The sequence below is a fragment of the Enterobacter cloacae complex sp. 2021EL-01169 genome (assembly GCF_020733125.1).
Classification (GTDB): domain Bacteria; phylum Pseudomonadota; class Gammaproteobacteria; order Enterobacterales; family Enterobacteriaceae; genus Enterobacter; species Enterobacter roggenkampii.
The window spans coordinates 26716-46499 of record NZ_JAJFTC010000014.1; the positions used below are offsets into that span (position 1 = coordinate 26716).

A 19784-nucleotide genomic window follows, 5' to 3' on the forward strand; every position below is an offset into this window, starting at 1 on the left:
CCTTACAGCGCGCAGGACACGCAGCCTTCGATTTCGGTGCCTTCCAGCGCAAGCTGGCGCAGGCGAATGTAGTAGAGCGTCTTGATACCTTTCTTCCAGGCGTAGATTTGCGCTTTGTTGATGTCCCGCGTGGTGGCGGTATCCGGGAAGAACAGCGTCAGCGACAGCCCCTGATCCACGTGTTTCGTCGCCTCGGCGTAGGTATCGATGATTTTTTCCGGGCCAATCTCGTATGCGTCCTGGTACAAAGCCAGGTTCTCATTGGTCATAAACGGCGCAGGGTAGTAAACGCGTCCGGTTTTGCCTTCTTTGCGAATTTCAATCTTCGACACGATCGGGTGAATGCTCGACGTGGCGTGATTGATGTAGGAGATAGAGCCGGTTGGCGGCACCGCCTGCAGGTTCTGGTTGTAAATGCCGTAGCGCATCACGTCATCACGCAGCCGCTGCCACATCTCGCGCGTCGGCAGGACGATCCCGGCGCGGGCAAACAGCTCCCTTACTCGCGCCGTTTTCGGCTGCCAGTCGCCTTCCAGATACTGGCTGAAATACTCTCCGCTGGCGTAGCGCGACTGCTCAAAACCCGCGAAACGCTGGTTGCGCTCGCGCGCCAGCATCATCGAGGTATGCAGCGCGTGCCAGGTGACGGTGTAAAAATAGAGGTTGGTGAAGTCCAGCCCTTCCGGGCTGCCGTAGGCGATGCCTTCCCGCGCCAGGTAGCCGTGCAGGTTCATCTGCCCGAGGCCAATGGCGTGCGACGCGGCGTTACCCGCCTCGATGGACGGCACGCTGCGGATGTGGCTCATGTCCGACACCGCCGTCAGCCCGCGAATGGCGGTTTCTATCGTGCGGCCAAAGTCGGGGGAATCCATGGTGTGGGCGATATTCAGCGACCCGAGGTTGCAGGAGATGTCTTTGCCGATCTCCGCGTAGTCCAGATTCTCGTCATAGCGGGAGGCGCTGTTGACCTGCAAAATCTCCGAGCACAGGTTGCTCATGTTGATGCGTCCGGCAATCGGGTTTGCGCGGTTCACCGTGTCCTCGTACATGATGTACGGATAGCCTGACTCAAACTGAATTTCGGCAAGCGTCTGGAAGAAATCGCGGGCGTTGATGGTTTTTTTGCGGATGCGATCGTCGGCCAGCAGCTCGTCGTACAGCTCGCTGATGGCTACGTCGCCAAACGCTTTGCCGTAAATTCGCTCAACGTCATACGGCGAGAAGAGCGCCATGTCGGCATTCTCTTTAGCCAGTTTAAAGGTGATATCCGGGATCACCACGCCCAGCGACAGGGTTTTGATGCGGATTTTTTCGTCGGCGTTTTCGCGCTTGGTATCGAGGAAACGCAGAATGTCGGGGTGGTGCGCGTGCAGATAAACCGCGCCCGCGCCCTGACGCGCGCCAAGCTGGTTGGCGTAGGAGAAGGCATCTTCCAGCATCTTCATTACCGGGATCACGCCGGAGGACTGGTTTTCGATGCGCTTAATCGGCGCGCCCGCTTCACGCAGGTTCGAGAGCAGAAACGCCACGCCGCCGCCGCGTTTGGAGAGCTGCAGCGCCGAGTTCACCGCGCGGCCTATCGACTCCATATTATCTTCAATGCGCAGCAGGAAGCAGGAGACCAGCTCGCCGCGCTGGGCTTTGCCGCAGTTGAGAAAGGTCGGCGTGGCAGGCTGGAAGCGGCCGGAGAGGATCTCGTCGGTGAGCTGTTGCGCCAGCGCTTCATCGCCCTGCGCCAGGGTCAGCGCGACCATCACCACGCGATCTTCAAAGCTTTCTAAGTAGCGCTTACCGCCGAAGGTCTTCAGGGTGTAGCTGGTGTAGAACTTCCACGCGCCAAGGAACGTCTGGAAACGAAAGCCGCTGGCGTGGGCGCGTTCAAACAGCTTCACGACGAAGGCGCGTGCGTAGCGGGTGAGGACGCGGGCGTCGTAGTAACCTTCGTTAACCAGGTAGTCGAGACGTTCATCCTGGCTCGCGAAGGTCACGCTGTTGGGCCGCACGTGGGCGGCAAAAAAGGCGTCCACCGCCTCACGGTCTTTATCAAACTGAATGCGTCCCTCCCGGTCATAGAGGTTAAGCATCGCGTTTAATGCGTGGTAATCCGGCGTCGCCTGTATTACCCGTTCTGCGGTTGTCGTTGCCAAAATTCGTTCACTCCTTTACGCACGTTTTCGACGTCCTGCTGCGTCCCCATCAGCTCAAAGCGATAGAGATACGGCACGCCGCATTTTTGAGAGATGACATCTCCGGCGCGGCCAAAGGCATCGCCGAAATTGCGATTGCCCGCCGCGATCACGCCTCGGATTAGCCCGCGGTTATGCGGATCGTTCAGAAAGCGGATCACCTGACGAGGCACTGCGCCCGCCGTACCGCCGCCGCCGTAGCTGGGCACCACCAGAATGTACGGTTCTTCTACCCGGATGCGCTCCCGCTCGTTAAGGGGAATGCGCACCGCAGGCAGCCCGACGCGCTCCATAAAACGGAGCGTGTTTTCCGAGCTGCTGGAGAAGAAGACCAGCCGAATCATGCCCGTGCGGCCTGCGCGGCGATGCGGTTGATCATGTCCGGACGGAAGCCAGACCAGCTGGTCTCCCCGGCCACCACCACCGGAAGCTGACGGAAACCCTGCGCGCGAAGGGTATCGGCGGCCTCGGGCTGCTGGTCAATATTCACCATCTCAAACGCCACGCCGCGGCTTTCCATCGCCCGTTTGGTCGCGTGGCACTGAACACAATCGTTACGAGTGTAAATAATAATGCTCATGATTCGTATTTCCATTTAAAATGAGAGAGCGGCGCGAATCATCGCGTCAGGTTGTGTATATCTTGCTAAAAGGAATACTAGATGTAGTTGTCTTAAGTTTCAACCATACAAGATATGGGAAATTTAGATTGATGATGCCCTGATGATGAGCACAGCGGGGCAGGGGGTGTTGTACGGGTTTTTCAGGCTTGCGGGCATTAAAAAGCCCCGGCGCCAGCGGCGACCGGGGCTGGTGGCTCGCGCTTACTTACGCAGGCTAAGCAGAGCGCCGACGAAGATCCCGACTGCCGCTACCGTGCCGAGCGTGCAGAGCGGTTTTTCGCGCACGAAGGTCGTTGCGCAGCTGACCGCATCGCAGGCAGCCTGTGTGGTACGCGTGCGGCCATTTAGTCGTGCGCGGGTTTCACGGAGCAGAGACTGAGCCTTACGTTTTGCGGCATCCGCTTCGTCCTTCGCGTCACTCCCCCAGGATTTCAGCACCTCTTCCAGCGTGTCTGCTAATTGGCTGACATCATTACGAATATCCTGAGCGTCGTCGTTAATATCGTTTCGGTTCGGTCTGTTAAACATACGATCCTCCGCAATTTTGTGTTCCCGTTCAGTTTAGTTCAGAAATTTAATATCTGAAGCGCATCACGCGATATCCGCCAGTTTATGGACTATTCTGAAAGCCCTGCTAATGCTGAATACTGTAAGGTTGCCGGGCAGGAAAAGATAACGAGGAAAAGATATGTATTTACGACCTGACGAGGTGGCACGCGTTCTTGAAAAAGAGGGATTCACCATGGATGAGGTGACGCCAAAAGCGTATGGATATCGCCGTGGCGAGAATTATGTTTACGTTAATCGTGAAGCAAGAATGGGACGTACCGCTCTCATTATTCACCCGACGCTGAAAGACAGAAGTCTGTCATTTGCTGAGCCTGCCTCGGATATTAAAACCTGCGATCATTATCAGCAATTTCCGCTCTATTTAGGCGGAGAGACGCATGAGCATTATGGTATTCCGCACGGTTTCAGCTCGCGTATGGCGCTGGAACGGTTTTTGAAGGGACTGTTTGGCGACGTACAGTAAATTCGCGACTGGCGTTCGCCAGTCGCTTCACATCACGCTTTAGCCTGGCTGTACTGGCTGACCTTAAACAGGCGGCGACAGTAGTCGAGGAAATAGCCATACACCGCCCCCATCAGCATTGAAATCACAATATTCGAACTGACCGCCGCCGCGATCTGGTGCCAGTCCGCGCCCACCGTCAGCAGAATGGCCACGTAAACCGGCGACTGGAACGTCACATAAGCCAGAACGTCCGCCAGGTTTTTCACCCAGCCTGCGGGGCTGATACGCCGCGCGAAGCGCATGACGGCATCGCGGTATAAACCGTAAGGCCAGGCAATAATAATATTGACCGGAATCGCCACCAGACGAGAAGAAAGTGACTGCTCGAAGGACATTCCGGAGAGGAATATTTCGATCAACATGTTCACAACGGAACAGTAAACAACCATCGCGAAAGTATCCGCCACAGCATGGCGAAGGCGTGATTGCGGTGAGAACATGTCTGAACTCCTTGAGAAGAACACAAAAGAAACGATTTTCCCGAAGCGGCTAGTGCTTTAGGTTGGTTTGTTTGACGTGTATAGCGTATATCTCTACGTTTGAAGTAACAACTAGTGATTAATTTTTATTTAATCGCGTTTTGTCCACAAAATTCTCTAAAATTGATGGTTTTTTGTTCGCTTCGTTATAATCTGTCTCGTGCGATGGTTTTTGGTTTTAAATCATGAGCTTAACTATCTTGATGTTGAAAGGTGAGTCAGTGCTTTTGTGGGGAGCGCAGAATGCTGAAATTTTGATTAAGGTTGACCCTTTATATTGCAGTGATGATTGAATCCCTGCGTATCGCTCAGACGTTATAAGATAATATTAACGGCGACAGTTAAACATATTTACGCTATTGGCAGGGCAGCCCGCGGGTAGATATTTCAGCGGAAATGAATTATTCTGTCGGTGATTTATCTATTTACCCTAAACAAAAGGTTTTCAAATAATATGTCTTTGACGTTACAGAATCTTAATAATATCCGAACTCTGCGCGCCATGGCACGCGAATTATCCCTGGACGTTCTTGAGGAAATGCTGGAAAAAGTCAGGGTCGTTGCTGAAGAGAAACGTAGTGAGCTGGCGGAATTAGAGCAGCAGAGAGCCGAGCAGCAGGAGAAAATTAATGCTCTGCTGGAGCGGATGAAAGCCGATGGTATTTCACCGACCGATCTGCTGGGCTCTGAACTGGCGCAGACGGGTAAATCCACGAAAAAGCGTAAGCCGCGTGAAGCGAAATACCGCTTTATTGACCAGAACGGTGAAGAGAAAACGTGGACCGGCCAGGGCCGTACGCCAAAGCCTATTGCCAGCGCGCTGGCAGAGGGGAAATCACTGGATGATTTTCTGATCTAATGCGTGAACCGGGCGGAACATACCGCCCGGCACTCTTTTCAGCAGACGCCGAAATCACCGTCTTCGGTATACGGCGCAAGCTCGGCGGCTTTCAGGGTATATTTCTCGCCTTGTTCATTGCTGGCCTGTACCGCCACCACGCTTTCACCGTTCACTTCGAGCACTTTCAGCTTCGGGCCGCCTTTACGCGGTTGTACATAATCACCGACAGAAAACATATTACCTCCTCATCGTTTTAGCGATCTTCACCTTAGCCCACGTATGACACCGGGTACAGCGTATTTCACCGATTACTGCTTATGAGGTACGCCGGTTCCAGGGCATCACCTTCAGCAGCCGCGCCATGCCGCAAAAACCGGTCACACCGGCGAACAGCAGCCCGGCCCCCACGAAGCCGCTGAGCAGGAAAAAGCCGTCTGAGACGCTATAGCCCAGCACTACGCCGCAGAGAATGAGCAGCCCGGCAGCAATTTGCACCTGACGCATCAGCGGCAGCGGCTGGGTTTTGTCTTCGACTGTCTGCAGACCCGCCTGCTTCCAGCCCTGAATGCCTCCTTCGACCACAAATGCCTGAGCGGGGGCGGCAGCCTGCGCAAGGCGATCGGCATTGCCTGAGGTGCGGGCGCCAGACTGGCAGTGAAAAATCACCGTTTCACCCGCCTGCGTTTTAAGTCCGCCGGGTAAGGTATCCAGCGGCACGGACTGCGCGGCGGGAATATGCTCGCGCGCGTACTCGTCGGCATCACGAATATCAATCAGTTTTGCGCCATCGGCGATGCGGGCATAGGCCTCGCGCGGCGAAAGAAGGGGAAGTGACATGGCGGCTCCTTACGGGCAATAAAGGGTTTTCAGGGTGCTGATAAGCTGATGCACCGCGTCGTTTTTAATGAAATAGAGAATGCGCTGCGCCTCGCGGGTGCTGGCGATCAGGCCTTCCTCACGCATGCGCGCCAGATGCTGCGACGTGGCGGAAGGGCTCAGACCCGTCGCGCGGGCCAGCTCCCCCGCGCTGGTGCCGGGGGCGCCGCACAGCGTGCAGAGGATCAGCAGCCGACGCGGGTTGCTCATCGCTTTTAAAAGAGTTGCGGCCTGCTCTGCGCTGGCCTGAAGCTGTTCGAGTTCAGTCATAGTACTTTAGCATTTTCTTAATTAAGGTAATGCTAAAGTAATTGTGCGCATTACGCCAGCGTCAAAAGCGTAAAAGAGGGTAAACGCGGAGCAGGGAACTGGCGCAGACAGGTAAACTGGCTATGCTTAGAAAGGGTTCTCTCTATTATTTTCAATGGATTAGCTTGCACGGAGTGTTAATATGGGTTTTTGGCGTATTGTTTTTACCATCCTGCTGCCGCCGCTGGGCGTGCTGTTGGGCAAAGGGCTTGGCTGGGCGTTTATCATCAACATTCTTCTGACGCTGCTGGGCTACTTCCCCGGCCTCATTCACGCATTTTGGGTACAGAGCAAAAGCTAAGCGCGCCACAGTAAATCGCTATAGATATCGGTCAGCACACCCGCTGGACCAAACTGCTGTTTGATCCAGCGCGTGACCTGGCCTGTCGCGGCATGCTGCGTGGCGAGCAGCATGCGCGAGTCCTGACGCGGGTTATTGATACGTCGCGTCACCAGCAGCCCGTCTTCCACCGCGTCCCGCGCCATATACTCCGGTAAAAAACCTATCCCTTCGCCCAGGATCTGACACTGGCATTTGGTATTAAAGTCCGGCACCAGAATCGCCTCCTGACCGTGCAGCAGCCAGCCCACCTTCTTATTAATGGTGTGTGCGGTATCTTCCACCATGATGTTGGGATACAGGCGCAGCTGGCTCTCCGCTATCGGTTCCGGAACGAACGCCAGCGGATGCGCCGGCGCAATGGCAAACACCCAGCGGATGGCGCCGATCTCGGTGTAGTCAATCCCACCGCCGTCGAGCAGCGTGTCCGGTGCGCCAATGGCGATATTGGCCTGGTTATTGATGATCGAATCCCACACGCCGTTGTAGACCTCGGTGGTGACGGTGATCTGGCAGGTCGGAAACTGTTTTTTCAGCACCTGGAGCAGCCGCGCGGTATGGCGCGGCGTATATAACAGCTGGTTGATACAGATGCGCACCCGCGCCTCGATGCCCTGTGAAATGGTATCAATCCCGCGCTTGATGGCGTGGAAATCGTTAAGCAGGTCGGTGGCTTTGCGGTAAAAGTAGAACCCGGACTCGGTCAGCTCAATGCTGCGCGTGTTACGCACAAACAGCACCACGTCCAGCCCGGTTTCCATGCGCTTGATGGTGTAACTGATGGCGGAGGTGGTGACGCCCAGCTCGGCAGCCGCCTTGCTGAAGCTGCCGAAGCGTGCGGCGGTGGTGAAGGCCAGCAGGTTCTCTTCGGTAAAGATGGAATTCATATCACAGCTTCCTCAGTCATCAGTTTTGAACATATTTTAACGACGCCTTTACAACACATTTGAAGCCGATCACAGTTCTGACTCTTTACGCAGAGCCCCGTCATGCAAGGCTTTTTCAACCATAAGGATAATGCAGCCTGAGGCGCTAAAAAGCGGTTAAACATAAGAAAAAGGTTGCACGGACGCACGTTTTATCCCGACTGTTGAATTTATCTCAACAATGAATTCACTGTCGATGAATCATTTTTAAGCGGATTCTTTTATGACCAGGCTGTTGCTATTCTCGGGTCAAGAGCAATAAAACATCGGGAGTCTGAATATGTCTGCAACTGAACTGGTTACGGAATTTCTGCTGGCGGCAGAAGAGGGAAATAGCGATGCGCTAAAAGCCTGTCTGGAAAAAGGCGTGGATATTAACGCCACTAACCGCCAGAAAAGAACCGCCGTTACGATTGCCAGCCTGAAAAAACACTATTCCTGCGTGGCGTTATTAATTGCCGCCGGGGCAGATATTGATAAACAGGACCAGACCTGTTTTAACCCCTTCCTGATCAGCTGCCTGACGAACGATTTAACCCTCCTGCGGCTGGTATTACCCGCGAATCCGGATCTCGACCGCCTTACCCGCTTCGGCGGCGTGGGCATTACCCCTGCCAGTGAAAAAGGGCACGTGGAGATCGTGCGCGAGCTGCTGGAAAAAACCGACATTAACGTTAACCACACCAACTTTGTCGGCTGGACGCCGCTGCTGGAAGCCATTGTGTTAAACGACGGCGGTGCGAAACAGCAAGAGATTGTGAAGCTGCTGCTGGATCACGGCGCGAACCCGCACATGACCGACAAATACGGCAAAACCCCGCTCGAACTGGCGCGGGAGAAAGGCTTCACTGAGATTGCCGACCTGCTGCTGGCGGCGGGCGCGTAACACGACCGGTCAGCCCGTTCCGGCTGGCCGCTAATTTAAAAAAGCATTTTTACCGACGTGCATTTTGCACGACGGCGGCCCCCTTTTATCCGTATTCAGGAGAAAACAATGCCAACCAAAATCGTCATAAAAAAGAACACGTATTTCGATTCGGTTTCCTTAATGTCGGTTTCCACCAAAGCCAATAAATTGCCGGGCGTCGAACAGGCGTTTGTGGCAATGGCGACGGAAATGAATAAAGGCGTTCTGAAAAATCTCGGGCTGCTCACGCCGGAATTAGCGGAAGCCAAAAATGGCGACCTGATGATCGTGATTAAAGGCGACGCGGCGAACGATGAAACGCTGGCGGAAATAGAAGCTTTATTTACCCATAAAGCGAGCAGCGGCACCCATGAAGCACGCTACGCGACGATTGCCAGCGCCAAAAAACATCGCCCGGAGAGCAACCTCGCGGTGATTTCCGTTAACGGCACCTTCGCTGCCCGCGAAGCGCGCCAGGCGCTGGAAAACGATCTCAACGTGATGCTTTTCTCCGATAACGTGTCGCTCGACGACGAGCTGGCGCTGAAGCAGCTGGCGCACCAGAAAGGACTGCTGATGATGGGGCCGGACTGCGGCACCGCCATTATCAACGGCGCGGGATTGTGCTTCGCCAACGCGGTGCGTCGCGGGCCGATTGGCATCGTCGGCGCGTCCGGCACCGGCAGCCAGGAGTTAAGCGTGCGCATCCATGAATTCGGCGGCGGCGTGTCGCAGCTGATTGGCACCGGCGGGCGCGATCTTAGCGAGAAGATCGGCGGCCTGATGATGCTCGACGCCATCGACATGCTGGAAGCCGACGAGGGCACAGAGGTGATTGCGCTGATCTCCAAACCAGCGGCTCCTGCCGTGGCAGAAAAGGTGCTGGCCCGCGCCAGAGCCTGCCGCAAGCCGGTGGTTGTTTGCTTCCTCGGGCGCAATGAACCGCCCGCCGATGAGGACGGACTGCAGTTTGCGCGCGGCACCAAAGAGGCGGCGCTGAAGGCCGTTTTGCTTACCGGCATCAAAAAAGAGTCCCTCGATCTGCACCCGCTCAACTGGCCATTGATCGAAGAGGTGCGCGCCCGCCTGACCCCGCAGCAGAAGTACATTCGCGGCCTGTTCTGCGGCGGCACCCTGTGCGACGAGGCGATGTTTGCGGCGCTTGCGAAATTCGACGACGTCTACAGCAACATCCAGCCGGATCCGGCTAAGCGCCTGAGCGACATAAGCGTCAGTAAAGCCCATACCTTCCTCGACTTTGGCGACGATGAGTTCACCAACGGCAAGCCGCACCCGATGATCGACCCGACCAACCGCATCAGCCGCCTGCTGCAGGAGGCGCGCGATCCGGAAGTGGGCGTCATCGTGATGGACTTCGTGCTGGGCTTCGGCGCGCATGAGGATCCGGTAGGGGTGATGATCGAGGCGATCAAAGAGGCGCAGGCCATCGCGAAGGCCGATAACCGTCCGCTTGAGATCCTCGGCTACGTGCTCGGCACCGACCAGGATCCGCAGTCGCTGGCGCAGCAGTGCCAGATGCTGACCGACGCAGGCGTCATCTGGGCCAGCAGCAGTACCAACACCGGATTACTGGCACGCGAATTTGTCTGCAAAGGGGAGAACGCATAATGACCACCTTATTCAACCAGCCGCTGAACGTCATTAACGTCGGCATTGCGATGTTCAGCGACGATCTTAAAAAGCAGCACGTACCCGTGACCCCGCTCGACTGGACGCCGCCGGGGCAGGGCAATATGCAGGTGGTGGAAGCGCTCGACCAGCTGGCGAAAAAACCGCTGGCGGAGAAGATTGCCGCCGCTAACCAAATCGCCCTTGAGCGCATTATTCAGTCCCATCCGGTGCTGGTGGGGTATGACCAGGCGATTAACGTTGTGCCGGGGATGACCCGCACCACCATTCTGCACGCCGGTCCGCCAGTCTCCTGGGAAAACATGTGCGGCGCGATGAAGGGCGCGGTCACCGGTGCGCTGGTGTTTGAAGGTCTGGCGAAAGATCTGGACGACGCGGCACGGCTTGCCGCCTCCGGGGAGATCGCCTTCTCGCCGTGCCACGAGCACGACTGCGTGGGCTCGATGGCGGGCGTCACCTCTGCGTCGATGTTTATGCACATCGTTGAGAACAAAACTTACGGCAACCGCGCCTTCACCAACCTCAGCGAGCAGATGGCGAAGATCCTGCGCATGGGGGCCAACGACCAGAGCGTCATCGACCGCCTGAACTGGATGCGCGACGTGCTCGGCCCGATGCTGCGCGACGCCATGAACATTATCGGCGAAATCGACCTGCGCCTGATGCTGGCCCAGGCGCTGCACATGGGCGACGAGTGCCACAACCGCAACAATGCGGGCACCACGCTGCTGATCCAGGCGCTGACCCCGGGGCTGATCCAGGCGGGCTATCCGGTAGCGCAGCAGCGCGAGGTGTTCGAGTTTGTCGCCAGCAGCGACTACTTCTCCGGCCCGACGTGGATGGCGATGTGTAAAGCCGCGCTGGACGCTGCCCACGGCATTGAATACAGCACCGTCGTTACCACCATGGCGCGCAACGGCTACGAGTTCGGCCTGCGCGTCTCCGGCCTGCCGGGGCAGTGGTTCACCGGCCCGGCGCAGCAGGTGATTGGCCCGATGTTCGCGGGCTATAAGCCGGAAGACTCCGGGCTGGACATCGGCGACAGCGCGATCACCGAAACCTACGGCATCGGCGGCTTTGCGATGGCGACGGCCCCGGCGATTGTCGCCCTGGTGGGCGGGACGGTGGAGGAAGCCATCGACTTCTCCCGTCAGATGCGCGAAATCACCCTTGGCGAAAACCCGAACGTCACCATTCCGCTGCTCTCCTTTATGGGGATCCCGACCGCCATCGACATCACGAAGGTCGCGGGCAGCGGCATTCTGCCGGTCATCAATACCGCCATTGCCCACAAAGACGCGGGCATCGGCATGATAGGGGCGGGCATCGTTCACCCGCCGTTTAGCTGTTTTGAAAAGGCGCTGTTGACCTTCCGCGATCGCTACTTTTTATAAGGCATGCATCCATGAAAAACATGAAACTGGAGTGGAAAAGAGGTGACTGGGCGGCGTATTTCGGGTTGATGACCAACAACCTGACCAATCTGCTGACCATGATGGGGTTGCTCATTTTTGTCGTCGGCATCCCGAAGGAGATTGTTTATGGACGCATTGCGCCAGCCTTCGGGCTGGCGGTATTGGCCGCGAGTATTTGCTATGCGTGGTTCGGCATGCAGATGGCGCGCCAGACCGGGCGTACGGACGTCACCGCGCTGCCGTCCGGCCCCAGCGCGCCGTCCATTTTTACCGTGACCTTCCTGGTGCTGATGCCGGTCTATCAGCAAACGGGCGATGCGGAGTTCGCGATTCAGATTGGCCTGGTGTGGTGCTTCGTGGAGGCGATGATCCTGGCGGGCGGCTCGTTTTTAGGGGAAACCATCCGCAAGATGATCCCGCGCACCGTGCTGCTGTCGTGCCTCTCCGGCCTGGGCCTGCTGCTGCTGGCGATGAACCCGATGCTGCAGGCGTTCGAAGCACCTACCGTGTCGTTTATCGTGCTGCTGCTGATCTTCATCAACTGGTTCGGTAAAAAGCCGATTTTCGCCAAAATCCCGACCGGTCTGCTGTTGCTGATTGCCGGTACGGCCCTGGCGTGGATCTCCGGCCTGCAGAGCCCGGAAGCGATCAAAGCCTCCATGTCATCGTTCGGCTTTAACCCGCCGCAGGTGCACGTGGAAGGTTTCCTGCAGGGCTTGCCGCATGCGCTGCCGTATCTGGCCTCTGCCGTGCCGCTGGGGCTGGCGAACTACATCTTTGACCTGGAGAACATCGAAAGCGCTCACGCGGCGGGGGATGAATACCCGACGCGCAAGGTGATGCTGGCGAACGGTCTGGCGTCGATGCTCGGCTGCCTGATGGGCAACCCGTTCCCGGTGACGGTCTACGTCGGCCATCCCGGCTGGAAAGCGATGGGCGCGAGCATCGGCTACACGCTGGCTTCCGGCGTGACCATGTTCATCGTGCCGCTGTTCGGGCTGGGAGCCTTTATGCTCGCCATCATCCCGATGACCGCCATCGTGCCGATTCTGGTGTTTATCGGCGTGGTCACCGCCAACCAGGTGGTGAGGGAAACGCCGAAAGTGGAAGTGCCGGTGATCTTCATCTGCCTGTTCCCGTGGATCGCCAACTGGGCGCTGACCATGATGAACAGCGTGATGGGGGCGGCGGGCACGAATGCCGCCAAAATCGGTACCGACGTGCTGCACAGCAAAGGGATCTACTACGAAGGACTCGTCCATCTGGGGAACGGGGCACCGCTCGCCAGTATGCTCTGGGGCTGTATCGCCATTTTCGCCATCATCAATAAACCGCTGCGCGGCGCCGTGGCCGCCGCGGGCGGGGCACTGCTGGCGCTGTTCGGGGTGATCCACGCGCCGGTCGTGGGCTTTGCCGAAGGCAGTTCGCTGATGTTCGTCACCGCGTATCTGATGATGGGCGGCATGTTTGTGGTGAAGCATTTTCTCGACAGCCGGGAAGTGACGAGCGCTGCGTCGGGTACTGTTGCGAAGGAGCACGTATGAAAGAGCTTATGGTCGTTGCCATCGGCGGCAACAGCATTATCAAAGACAACGCCAGCCAGTCGATTGAACATCAGGCGCAGGCGGTTAAAGCGGTGGCAGAGTCGGTGCTCGAAATGCTGGCCTCCGACTATGACATCGTGCTCACCCACGGCAACGGTCCGCAGGTGGGGCTGGATCTGCGCCGCGCCGAAATCGCCCACGAGCGGGAAGGGCTCCCGCTGACCCCGCTGGCAAACTGCGTGGCGGACACCCAGGGCGGCATCGGCTACCTCATTCAGCAGGCGCTGAACAACCGCCTTGCCGCGCGCGGGGAGCAAAAAGCGGTCACGGTCGTCACGCAGGTGGAGGTGGATAAAAACGATCCCGGCTTTACGCACCCCACGAAGCCGATCGGCGCGTTCTTCAGCGAGGCGCAGCGCGACGAGCTGCAGCGTGCGCATCCGGACTGGCACTTTGTTGAGGATTCGGGCCGGGGCTATCGTCGCGTGGTGGCCTCCCCGCAGCCGCTGCGCATTGTCGAGGCCGATGCGATCAAGACATTGACGCAAAAAGGGTTTGTGGTGATTGGCGCGGGCGGCGGCGGTATTCCGGTGGTGCGCACTGAGCAGGGCGATTACCAGAGCGTCGACGCGGTGATTGATAAAGATCTCTCCACCGCGCTGCTGGCGCGCGAGATCCGCGCCGACGTGCTGGTGATCACCACCGGCGTGGAGAAGGTGTGCGTCAACTTCGGCAAGCCAAACCAGCAGGCGCTGGACACGGTGAGCGTGGCGCAGATGACGCGCTACAAAGACGAGGGCCATTTCCCGGCGGGCAGCATGCTGCCCAAAATCGTCGCCTCGCTGGCATTTTTACACCACGGCGGCAAGCGCGTGATTATCACCTCGCCGGACTGCCTGCCCGCCGCGCTGCGCGGAGAAACCGGTACCCATATTGTGAATGAAGGAAGATAAGATGAGTGAAAATAAAAGCCGCCGTGAATTCATCAGCCAGAGCGGCAAAATGGTGACCGCCTGCGCGCTGTTTGGCGCGACCGGTTCCGTCGCGTATGCTGCCGACTCCGCAAAACCAACCTGCGAGACGGGTAAACCGATGACCATCACCGCGAAACATTACTATCTGGACAACGTACTGCTCGAAGCCGGGTTTAATTTTGACGGCAACGTGGCGACGAGCACCCGCACCGAGCTGAAAACGCTGGAGATTCAAGACGGGAAGATCGTCGCCCTGCGCGACAACAAGCGCCACGCCGACGCCACGCTGCCGCACTACGACGCGGGCAACACGCTGATGCTCCCGGCAATGCGCGACATGCACATCCACCTGGATAAAACCTTCTACGGCGGCCCGTGGCGTTCCCTCAACCGCCCGGCGGGCACCACCATTCAGGATATGATCCGCCTGGAACAGAAGCTGCTGCCTGAGCTCCAGCCCTACACCCAGGAGCGTGCGGAAAAGCTGATCGACCTGATCCAGTCAAAAGGCTCCACCCTCGCCCGCAGCCATTGCAATATCGAGCCGGTTTCCGGCCTGAAGAATCTCGAAAACCTGCAGGCGGTCCTGGCGCGCCGCAAACCTGGTTTTGACTGCGAAATCGTCGCTTTCCCGCAGCACGGGCTGCTGCTGTCGAATTCCGAAAAGCTGATGCGCGAGGCGATGCAGGCCGGGGCGCACTACGTGGGCGGGCTGGACCCGACCAGCGTCGACGGGGCGATGGAGAAATCTCTCGATCTGATGTTCCAGATTGCGCTGGACTATGACAAAGGGGTGGACATTCACCTGCACGAAACCAGCCCGGCGGGCGTGGCGGCGGTGAACTACATGGTCGAAACGGTGGAGAAAACCCCGCAACTGAAGGGCAAGCTGACCATCAGCCACGCCTTCGCGCTGGCCACGCTCAACGAGCAGCAGGTGGATGAGATTGCTACCCGCATGGCGGCGCAGCAGGTGACTATCGCCTCCACCGTGCCGATTGGCACCCTGCATATGCCGCTGAAGCAGCTGCGGGACAAGGGCGTGTTTGTGATGACCGGCACCGACAGCGTAATCGACCACTGGTCGCCGTACGGTCTGGGGGACATGCTGGAAAAAGCGAATCTCTACGCCCAGCTCTACATCCGCCCGAACGAGCAGACGCTCTCCCGCGCGCTGGGAATTGCGACCGGCGACGTGCTGCCGCTGAACGACAAAGGTGAACGCGTGTGGCCGAAAGCGCAGGACGACGCCAGCTTTGTGCTGGTGGACGCCTCCTGTTCCGCCGAAGCCGTGGCGCGCAACTCCCCGCGCACCGCGACGTTCCATAAGGGCAATCTGGTCTGGGGTACGGTGGGCTAAAAGCGAGCCGGGTGGCGGCTTCGCCTTACCCGGCCTACTGAAACCCTCAAATCGTAGGCCGGGTAAGCGCAGCGCCACCCGGCAATGTTTTATACTGGCAGTCACATTATTAAAGAGGGATCTGCCATGGCACAAAACATCTACGACAACCCGGCGTTTTTCGAAGGCTACGCCCGGCTTCCGCGCTCGGTGCAGGGGCTGGACGGTGCGCCGGAGTGGCCCGCGCTTAAGGCCATGCTGCCCGATTTAACCGGCAAATCGGTTGTCGATCTCGGCTGCGGCTACGGCTGGTTCTGCCGCGCCGCGCGCGAACTGGGCGCCTCTGAGGTCACGGGCGTTGATATCTCCGAAAAGATGCTCGCCCGCGCAGCGGAGCTTACGGCGGATCCACAGATTCACTATCAGCGCAGCGATCTGGACGCTCTCAAGCTCGACGAAAGCAGCCTCGACCTCGTCTACAGCTCGCTGGCGCTGCACTACCTTCCGGAACTGGACACGTTATTCGCCAGGGTTCAGCGCGCGCTCAAGCCCGGCGGCAGCCTGGTCTTTTCGATGGAGCACCCGATTTACACCTGCGCCTCGCGTCAGGGCTGGCTGACCGACGATAACGGCGAGCGGTTCTGGGGCGTGAATCATTATCAGGACGAAGGCCAGCGCGTCAGCGACTGGCTGGCGGACGGGGTGATCAAATACCATCGTACGCTGGGCACCACGCTTAACGCACTGATTAAGGCCGGATTAACGATAAGCAACGTCAACGAATGGGGGCCAACGCAGGCGCAGATTGACGCCTGGCCCGCGCTGGCCGAAGAGGCGGAGCGCCCGATGCTGGTGCTGATCGCCGCCCGCAAGGCTCAGTAGCCGACCTTGTACACCCGCCCGGTCTGCACGCCTTCCACGCTGCGACGATAGGCTTGCGCCACCGTGGCGGCAGGCACGCTTTCGAAGCCCGGGAAGAAGCCATCGTACGTGTCGACCGATTCGGTGAGCACCGTTGGGCTGATCAGGTTGATGCGGATCCCGCGCGGCAGTTCGCAGGCTGCGGCGCGAACAAACCCTTCCAGCGCCGCGTTCACCGTGGTGGCATTTACCCCCTTCGCAATCGGCTCGTGCGCCACGATCCCGCTTATCAGCGTAATCGAGCCGCCTTCGTTCAGGTAGTGCTGGCCGGTCAGCGCCAGGCGCACCTGCCCGAGCAGCTTATCCTGCAGCCCCTGGTTAAAGTCGCTGTCCTTCATGGTCGCGAGCGGGCCGAAGTAGAGGCCGCCGCTGGCGGACACAATGGCATCCACCGGGCCGATTTTCTCAAACAGCGCCTGAACGCTCGCCTGCGAGGTGATATCCACCTGCTCGTCGCCCTGCGTGCGGCCCACGCGGATGACCTCGTGGCGACGACTCAGCTCATCCGTTACCGCACGACCGACCGTACCGCTGGCACCAATAATGACGATTTTCATAGCCGACTCCTTATGTTGTGAGCCTTCATTCTTTAATAAATTAAAAGTCGGATAAACTGGGCTAAAGTTAGAAGATTGCTAACCAGAGGTTTGTAATATGGATAAGCTTCGCAGCATGGAGACGTTTATTGCCGTGGTGGAAAGCGGCAGCTTCACCGGCGCGGCGGCGCGGCTGGAGATGTCGGCGGTGATGGTGGGCAAATACGTTGCGCTGCTGGAAGCACAGCTGGGCACCCGACTGCTGGAGCGTAACACGCGCCGCCAGAGCCTGACGGATGCCGGACGCGTCTATTTTGAAGAAGCCCGACGGGTTCTGGAGCAGGTGTCGATTGCCGAAAGCGCGGTTGAACGGCTGCGTGCCACGCCCGCAGGAACCCTGCGCGTCACGGCGCCTACGTCGTTTGGCGGCTGCGCGATCGCCCCGCTGACGGCAACCTTTTTGCAGCGCTACCCGGAGGTACGCATCGAGCTGGATCTGACTAACCGGATGGTCGATCTGGTGGAAGAGGGCGTCGATCTGGCCATTCGCATTGGCGACATTCACAACGACGATCTGGTGGCGAAATACCTGTGCCCCTACAACATGGTGATCTGTGCCGCGCCGGACTATTTAGCGCAACACGGCACGCCGCAAACGCCAGACGATCTGGTGGATCACCTCTGTCTTTCGCACACGGTGTGGACCGCGCGCAACGAGTGGCGGCTGCCGGGCGTGGAAGGGGAGGTGCGCTGGAAGCGCGATGCCGTTTTACGATGCAATGACGGCTATGGCTTACGCATGGCGGCGCGCGCGGGGGCGGGGCTGTTGCTGCAGCCGGAGGTGCTGGTGGCGGAAGAGCTGGCAAGCGGCAGGCTGGTGCGGGTAATGGAACCGTTCACGCCCGCGCCGAGGCCGGTGCATTTACTGTGGCGTCAGGATTTGCGGCCGCTGCCTAAGCTGACGGAATTTATTGCCCATATTCTGCTAAGATTGGGCACAATATAAAAAAAGAAGGTAATCAAAGAATGTCTGCAAACAAACTCGCCCGCAGCGCGCAGGGCCTGCAATCCTCTGCCATCCGTGAATTATTAAAACATAGCAAAATGGCGGGCGTGATTTCGCTGGGTGGGGGTATCCCAAACCCGGACCTGTTCGATCGCGAAGGGCTGAAAATTGCCTCTGATGCCGTCTTATCGCAGCATTTTGGGGAAGCATTCCAGTATGGCCTGACGGAAGGCGTGCCGGGGCTGCGCGAGGAAATTAAACGCATCTGCGAGGGGCGCGGCATCACCTGTAAGGCCGATGATGTCGTCATTACCTCCGGCTCTCAACAATCTCTGGACGTGCTGGCGCGCGCGTTAATGAATCCGGGCGATACGGTTGTCGTTGAGCGTCCAACCTATCTTGCTGCGCTGCAGGTCTTTGGCCTGGCGCAGGCCAACTTTGAATCCGTCGGCACCGACGGTGACGGCATGAAGGTTGATGAACTTGAGGCGTTGGTGGCAAAGAAAACCATCAAAGCGGTCTATATCGTTCCAACCTTTGGTAACCCAGGTGGCGTTACGCTGTCTGAGGCGCGCCGTAAACAGCTGGTGGCACTCTCGAAGCGCTATGACTTCGTGATTATCGAAGACGATCCGTACAGCGAAATTAACTATACCGATGACGTCTTCCGCCCGTTAATTGCCCATGCCAAAGATATCGGCAACGAAGAGAACGTGGTGTATACCTCCACCTTCTCTAAAATCCTCGCGCCGGGTACCCGCGTGGGCTGGGTGGTGGTACCGGAGTGGCTGAAGCGCGCGGTGGTGAACCTTAAGCAAACCACCGATCTGCACACCAGCACGCTGTCGCAGCTGATGACATACGAGTACCTGAAGACCGGCCGTCTGGCCGATCAGATTAAAACGATCCGCGAGGCCTATCGCCAGAAATACCGGACGTTCGCCACGGAGCTGGAAGCCGAGCTGGGCGACGTGATGTCGTTCCACAAGCCGAAGGGCGGCATGTTCCTGTGGGCGAAAATGAACAACGGCATGAACACTACCCGCTGGCTGGAAAAAACCTTAAGTAACGGCGTGGTCTTTGTGCCGGGCGAATTTTTCTACTGCAACGAGCCGGACCAGACAACGCTGCGCATGTCATTCGTCACCCCAACGGATGAGCAGCTGATAGAAGCGGTTCGACGCCTGAAAAAATCGCTGTAAAAGACCTGCGCATAACGGTGGTTTTGCCGTTATGCGCAATACGCGTTCAGGGCGGCACGGGCCGCAATCGTCCATGGAGAACTCCATGTTTGAATTTCTGATCGGTGTTGTGACGCACACGCCCGTCTGGGTGTGGGTGCTGTTTATCTTCCTTATCTCCCGCGGCCTTAAAGCCCGACGGCCCGCCACCGTGACGCTGGAGCGGCTTGCCATTATTCCGGGCATCTTTCTTATCTGGGATATTTACGATCTGATAGTCTATCGCACGCTGACTCCCGGGACTGTTGCATTGTGGACGGCGGGGATCCTTGCCGGTGCCGCGCTGGGGTATGTCCTGATTAAGCAGGCTGTGATTACCCGCGCAGAGGCGCCGCGCAGCCTTTACCGCCAGGCCGACTACACCGCGCTGCCGTTTATGATGCTGGCGTTCGGGGTGAAGTATGTGCTGGGCGTGATGAGCGCGGTCTCTCCCCAGACGATGCAGCAGCCCGCCATGAGCGCGCTGGCGATCGTCTCAGGCGGCATGTTTGCCGGCGTCTTTATCGGGAAATTTGCGCGCTATGTTGGAGTCTATGTCGCCCGGGTTACGGTCTGATGCCCTCACCCCAACCCTCTCCCACAGGGAGAGGGAGAAAA

Annotated in this window: 23 protein-coding genes; 13 read left to right on the forward strand and 10 right to left on the reverse strand. The window is 58.1% G+C overall.

Features of this window, described 5'->3' with window-relative positions; genetic code table 11:
- Nucleotides 1-2: 2 nt before the first annotated feature.
- The 4 genes from nrdE to LLF79_RS22475 form a co-directional block, all read right to left on the reverse strand.
- On the reverse strand, nt 3-2147 hold the full coding sequence (gene nrdE / locus LLF79_RS22460) for a class 1b ribonucleoside-diphosphate reductase subunit alpha (RefSeq protein WP_227880441.1): 2145 nt from the start codon (nt 2145-2147) through the stop codon (nt 3-5).
- Nucleotides 2120-2530, reverse strand: a complete 411-nt coding sequence (gene nrdI, locus LLF79_RS22465; protein WP_008502571.1) for a class Ib ribonucleoside-diphosphate reductase assembly flavoprotein NrdI — start codon at nt 2528-2530, stop codon at nt 2120-2122. Before nrdI ends, nrdE begins: the two co-directional genes overlap by 28 nt.
- Complete coding sequence (nrdH, locus tag LLF79_RS22470) at nt 2527-2766, reverse strand: glutaredoxin-like protein NrdH (protein ID WP_008502570.1); 240 nt, start codon at nt 2764-2766, stop codon at nt 2527-2529. The genes nrdI and nrdH overlap by 4 nt, the downstream gene beginning before the upstream one ends.
- A 243-nt stretch (nt 2767-3009) precedes the next feature.
- On the reverse strand, nt 3010-3336 hold the full coding sequence (locus tag LLF79_RS22475) for a DUF883 domain-containing protein (protein ID WP_008502569.1): 327 nt from the start codon (nt 3334-3336) through the stop codon (nt 3010-3012).
- Between the two features lie 160 nt (nt 3337-3496).
- On the opposite strand from LLF79_RS22475, the gene LLF79_RS22480 reads away from it, so the two are divergent.
- The gene (locus LLF79_RS22480; protein WP_008502568.1) at nt 3497-3841 is read left to right on the forward strand and encodes a DUF2002 family protein; all 345 of its coding nucleotides are present in this window, start codon (nt 3497-3499) and stop codon (nt 3839-3841) included.
- Between the two features lie 32 nt (nt 3842-3873).
- On the opposite strand, the gene alaE is transcribed toward LLF79_RS22480, so the two are convergent.
- Nucleotides 3874-4323, reverse strand: coding sequence for an L-alanine exporter AlaE (alaE, locus tag LLF79_RS22485; RefSeq protein WP_008502567.1), 450 nt, complete (start codon nt 4321-4323; stop codon nt 3874-3876).
- A gap of 493 nt (nt 4324-4816) precedes the next feature.
- Between alaE and stpA the strand changes: the two genes are divergently transcribed.
- On the forward strand, nt 4817-5221 hold the full coding sequence (gene stpA / locus LLF79_RS22490; RefSeq protein ID WP_008502566.1) for a DNA-binding protein StpA: 405 nt from the start codon (nt 4817-4819) through the stop codon (nt 5219-5221).
- Nucleotides 5222-5259: 38 nt separating this feature from the next.
- Here the strand turns inward: stpA and LLF79_RS22495 are convergent, their stop codons facing one another.
- From LLF79_RS22495 to LLF79_RS22505, 3 genes are all read right to left on the reverse strand, one after another.
- Nucleotides 5260-5439, reverse strand: a complete 180-nt coding sequence (locus LLF79_RS22495; protein ID WP_008502565.1) for a hypothetical protein — start codon at nt 5437-5439, stop codon at nt 5260-5262.
- Nucleotides 5440-5518: 79 nt separating this feature from the next.
- Entirely contained in the window at nt 5519-6040 is a 522-nt protein-coding gene (locus tag LLF79_RS22500) for a rhodanese family protein (protein ID WP_039025228.1), read from the reverse strand.
- Between the two features lie 9 nt (nt 6041-6049).
- Nucleotides 6050-6349, reverse strand: coding sequence for a helix-turn-helix transcriptional regulator (locus LLF79_RS22505; protein ID WP_008502563.1), 300 nt, complete (start codon nt 6347-6349; stop codon nt 6050-6052).
- Between the two features lie 181 nt (nt 6350-6530).
- On the opposite strand from LLF79_RS22505, the gene LLF79_RS22510 reads away from it, so the two are divergent.
- Nucleotides 6531-6689 (forward strand): YqaE/Pmp3 family membrane protein, encoded by a 159-nt coding sequence (locus tag LLF79_RS22510; protein WP_008502562.1) that lies wholly within the window; start codon nt 6531-6533, stop codon nt 6687-6689.
- Here the strand turns inward: LLF79_RS22510 and LLF79_RS22515 are convergent.
- Nucleotides 6686-7615: a LysR substrate-binding domain-containing protein gene (locus tag LLF79_RS22515; protein WP_008502561.1), complete on the reverse strand. Its 930-nt coding sequence runs from the start codon at nt 7613-7615 to the stop codon at nt 6686-6688. The genes LLF79_RS22510 and LLF79_RS22515 overlap by 4 nt on opposite strands.
- A gap of 319 nt (nt 7616-7934) precedes the next feature.
- Between LLF79_RS22515 and LLF79_RS22520 the strand changes: the two genes are divergently transcribed.
- The 7 genes from LLF79_RS22520 (at nt 7935) to LLF79_RS22550 (ending at nt 16365) form a co-directional block, all read left to right on the forward strand.
- Nucleotides 7935-8540, forward strand: a complete 606-nt coding sequence (locus LLF79_RS22520; RefSeq protein WP_008502560.1) for an ankyrin repeat domain-containing protein — start codon at nt 7935-7937, stop codon at nt 8538-8540.
- A gap of 108 nt (nt 8541-8648) precedes the next feature.
- Nucleotides 8649-10190, forward strand: a complete 1542-nt coding sequence (gene fdrA / locus LLF79_RS22525; RefSeq protein ID WP_227880442.1) for an acyl-CoA synthetase FdrA — start codon at nt 8649-8651, stop codon at nt 10188-10190.
- Nucleotides 10190-11605, forward strand: a complete 1416-nt coding sequence (locus LLF79_RS22530; protein WP_045353535.1) for a DUF1116 domain-containing protein — start codon at nt 10190-10192, stop codon at nt 11603-11605. The genes fdrA and LLF79_RS22530 overlap by 1 nt, the downstream gene beginning before the upstream one ends.
- A gap of 11 nt (nt 11606-11616) precedes the next feature.
- A complete protein-coding gene (locus LLF79_RS22535; RefSeq protein ID WP_008502557.1) occupies nt 11617-13170 on the forward strand; it encodes a hypothetical protein in 1554 nt (517 codons plus the stop codon).
- Nucleotides 13167-14123 (forward strand): carbamate kinase family protein, encoded by a 957-nt coding sequence (locus tag LLF79_RS22540; protein WP_032675377.1) that lies wholly within the window; start codon nt 13167-13169, stop codon nt 14121-14123. The genes LLF79_RS22535 and LLF79_RS22540 overlap by 4 nt, the downstream gene beginning before the upstream one ends.
- A 1-nt stretch (nt 14124) precedes the next feature.
- Nucleotides 14125-15504 carry an amidohydrolase family protein gene (locus LLF79_RS22545; protein WP_227880445.1) on the forward strand — a complete coding sequence of 460 codons (1380 nt, stop codon included), beginning with the start codon at nt 14125-14127 and terminating at the stop codon, nt 15502-15504.
- A 126-nt stretch (nt 15505-15630) separates the two neighbouring features.
- Nucleotides 15631-16365, forward strand: a complete 735-nt coding sequence (locus tag LLF79_RS22550; RefSeq protein WP_227880448.1) for a bifunctional 2-polyprenyl-6-hydroxyphenol methylase/3-demethylubiquinol 3-O-methyltransferase UbiG — start codon at nt 15631-15633, stop codon at nt 16363-16365.
- Here the strand turns inward: LLF79_RS22550 and LLF79_RS22555 are convergent.
- Nucleotides 16359-16961, reverse strand: a complete 603-nt coding sequence (locus LLF79_RS22555) for a short chain dehydrogenase (RefSeq protein WP_227880452.1) — start codon at nt 16959-16961, stop codon at nt 16359-16361. The two genes, LLF79_RS22550 and LLF79_RS22555, sit on opposite strands and share 7 nt — an antisense overlap.
- Before the next feature lie 97 nt (nt 16962-17058).
- Between LLF79_RS22555 and LLF79_RS22560 the strand changes: the two genes are divergently transcribed.
- From LLF79_RS22560 to LLF79_RS22570, 3 genes are all read left to right on the forward strand, one after another.
- Nucleotides 17059-17946 carry a LysR family transcriptional regulator gene (locus LLF79_RS22560; protein ID WP_023294388.1) on the forward strand — a complete coding sequence of 296 codons (888 nt, stop codon included), beginning with the start codon at nt 17059-17061 and terminating at the stop codon, nt 17944-17946.
- Nucleotides 17947-17966: 20 nt separating this feature from the next.
- Nucleotides 17967-19148, forward strand: a complete 1182-nt coding sequence (locus LLF79_RS22565) for a PLP-dependent aminotransferase family protein (RefSeq protein ID WP_008502551.1) — start codon at nt 17967-17969, stop codon at nt 19146-19148.
- An 85-nt stretch (nt 19149-19233) separates the two neighbouring features.
- Nucleotides 19234-19743 carry a DUF6622 family protein gene (locus tag LLF79_RS22570; protein WP_227880454.1) on the forward strand — a complete coding sequence of 170 codons (510 nt, stop codon included), beginning with the start codon at nt 19234-19236 and terminating at the stop codon, nt 19741-19743.
- Nucleotides 19744-19784 lie beyond the last annotated feature (41 nt).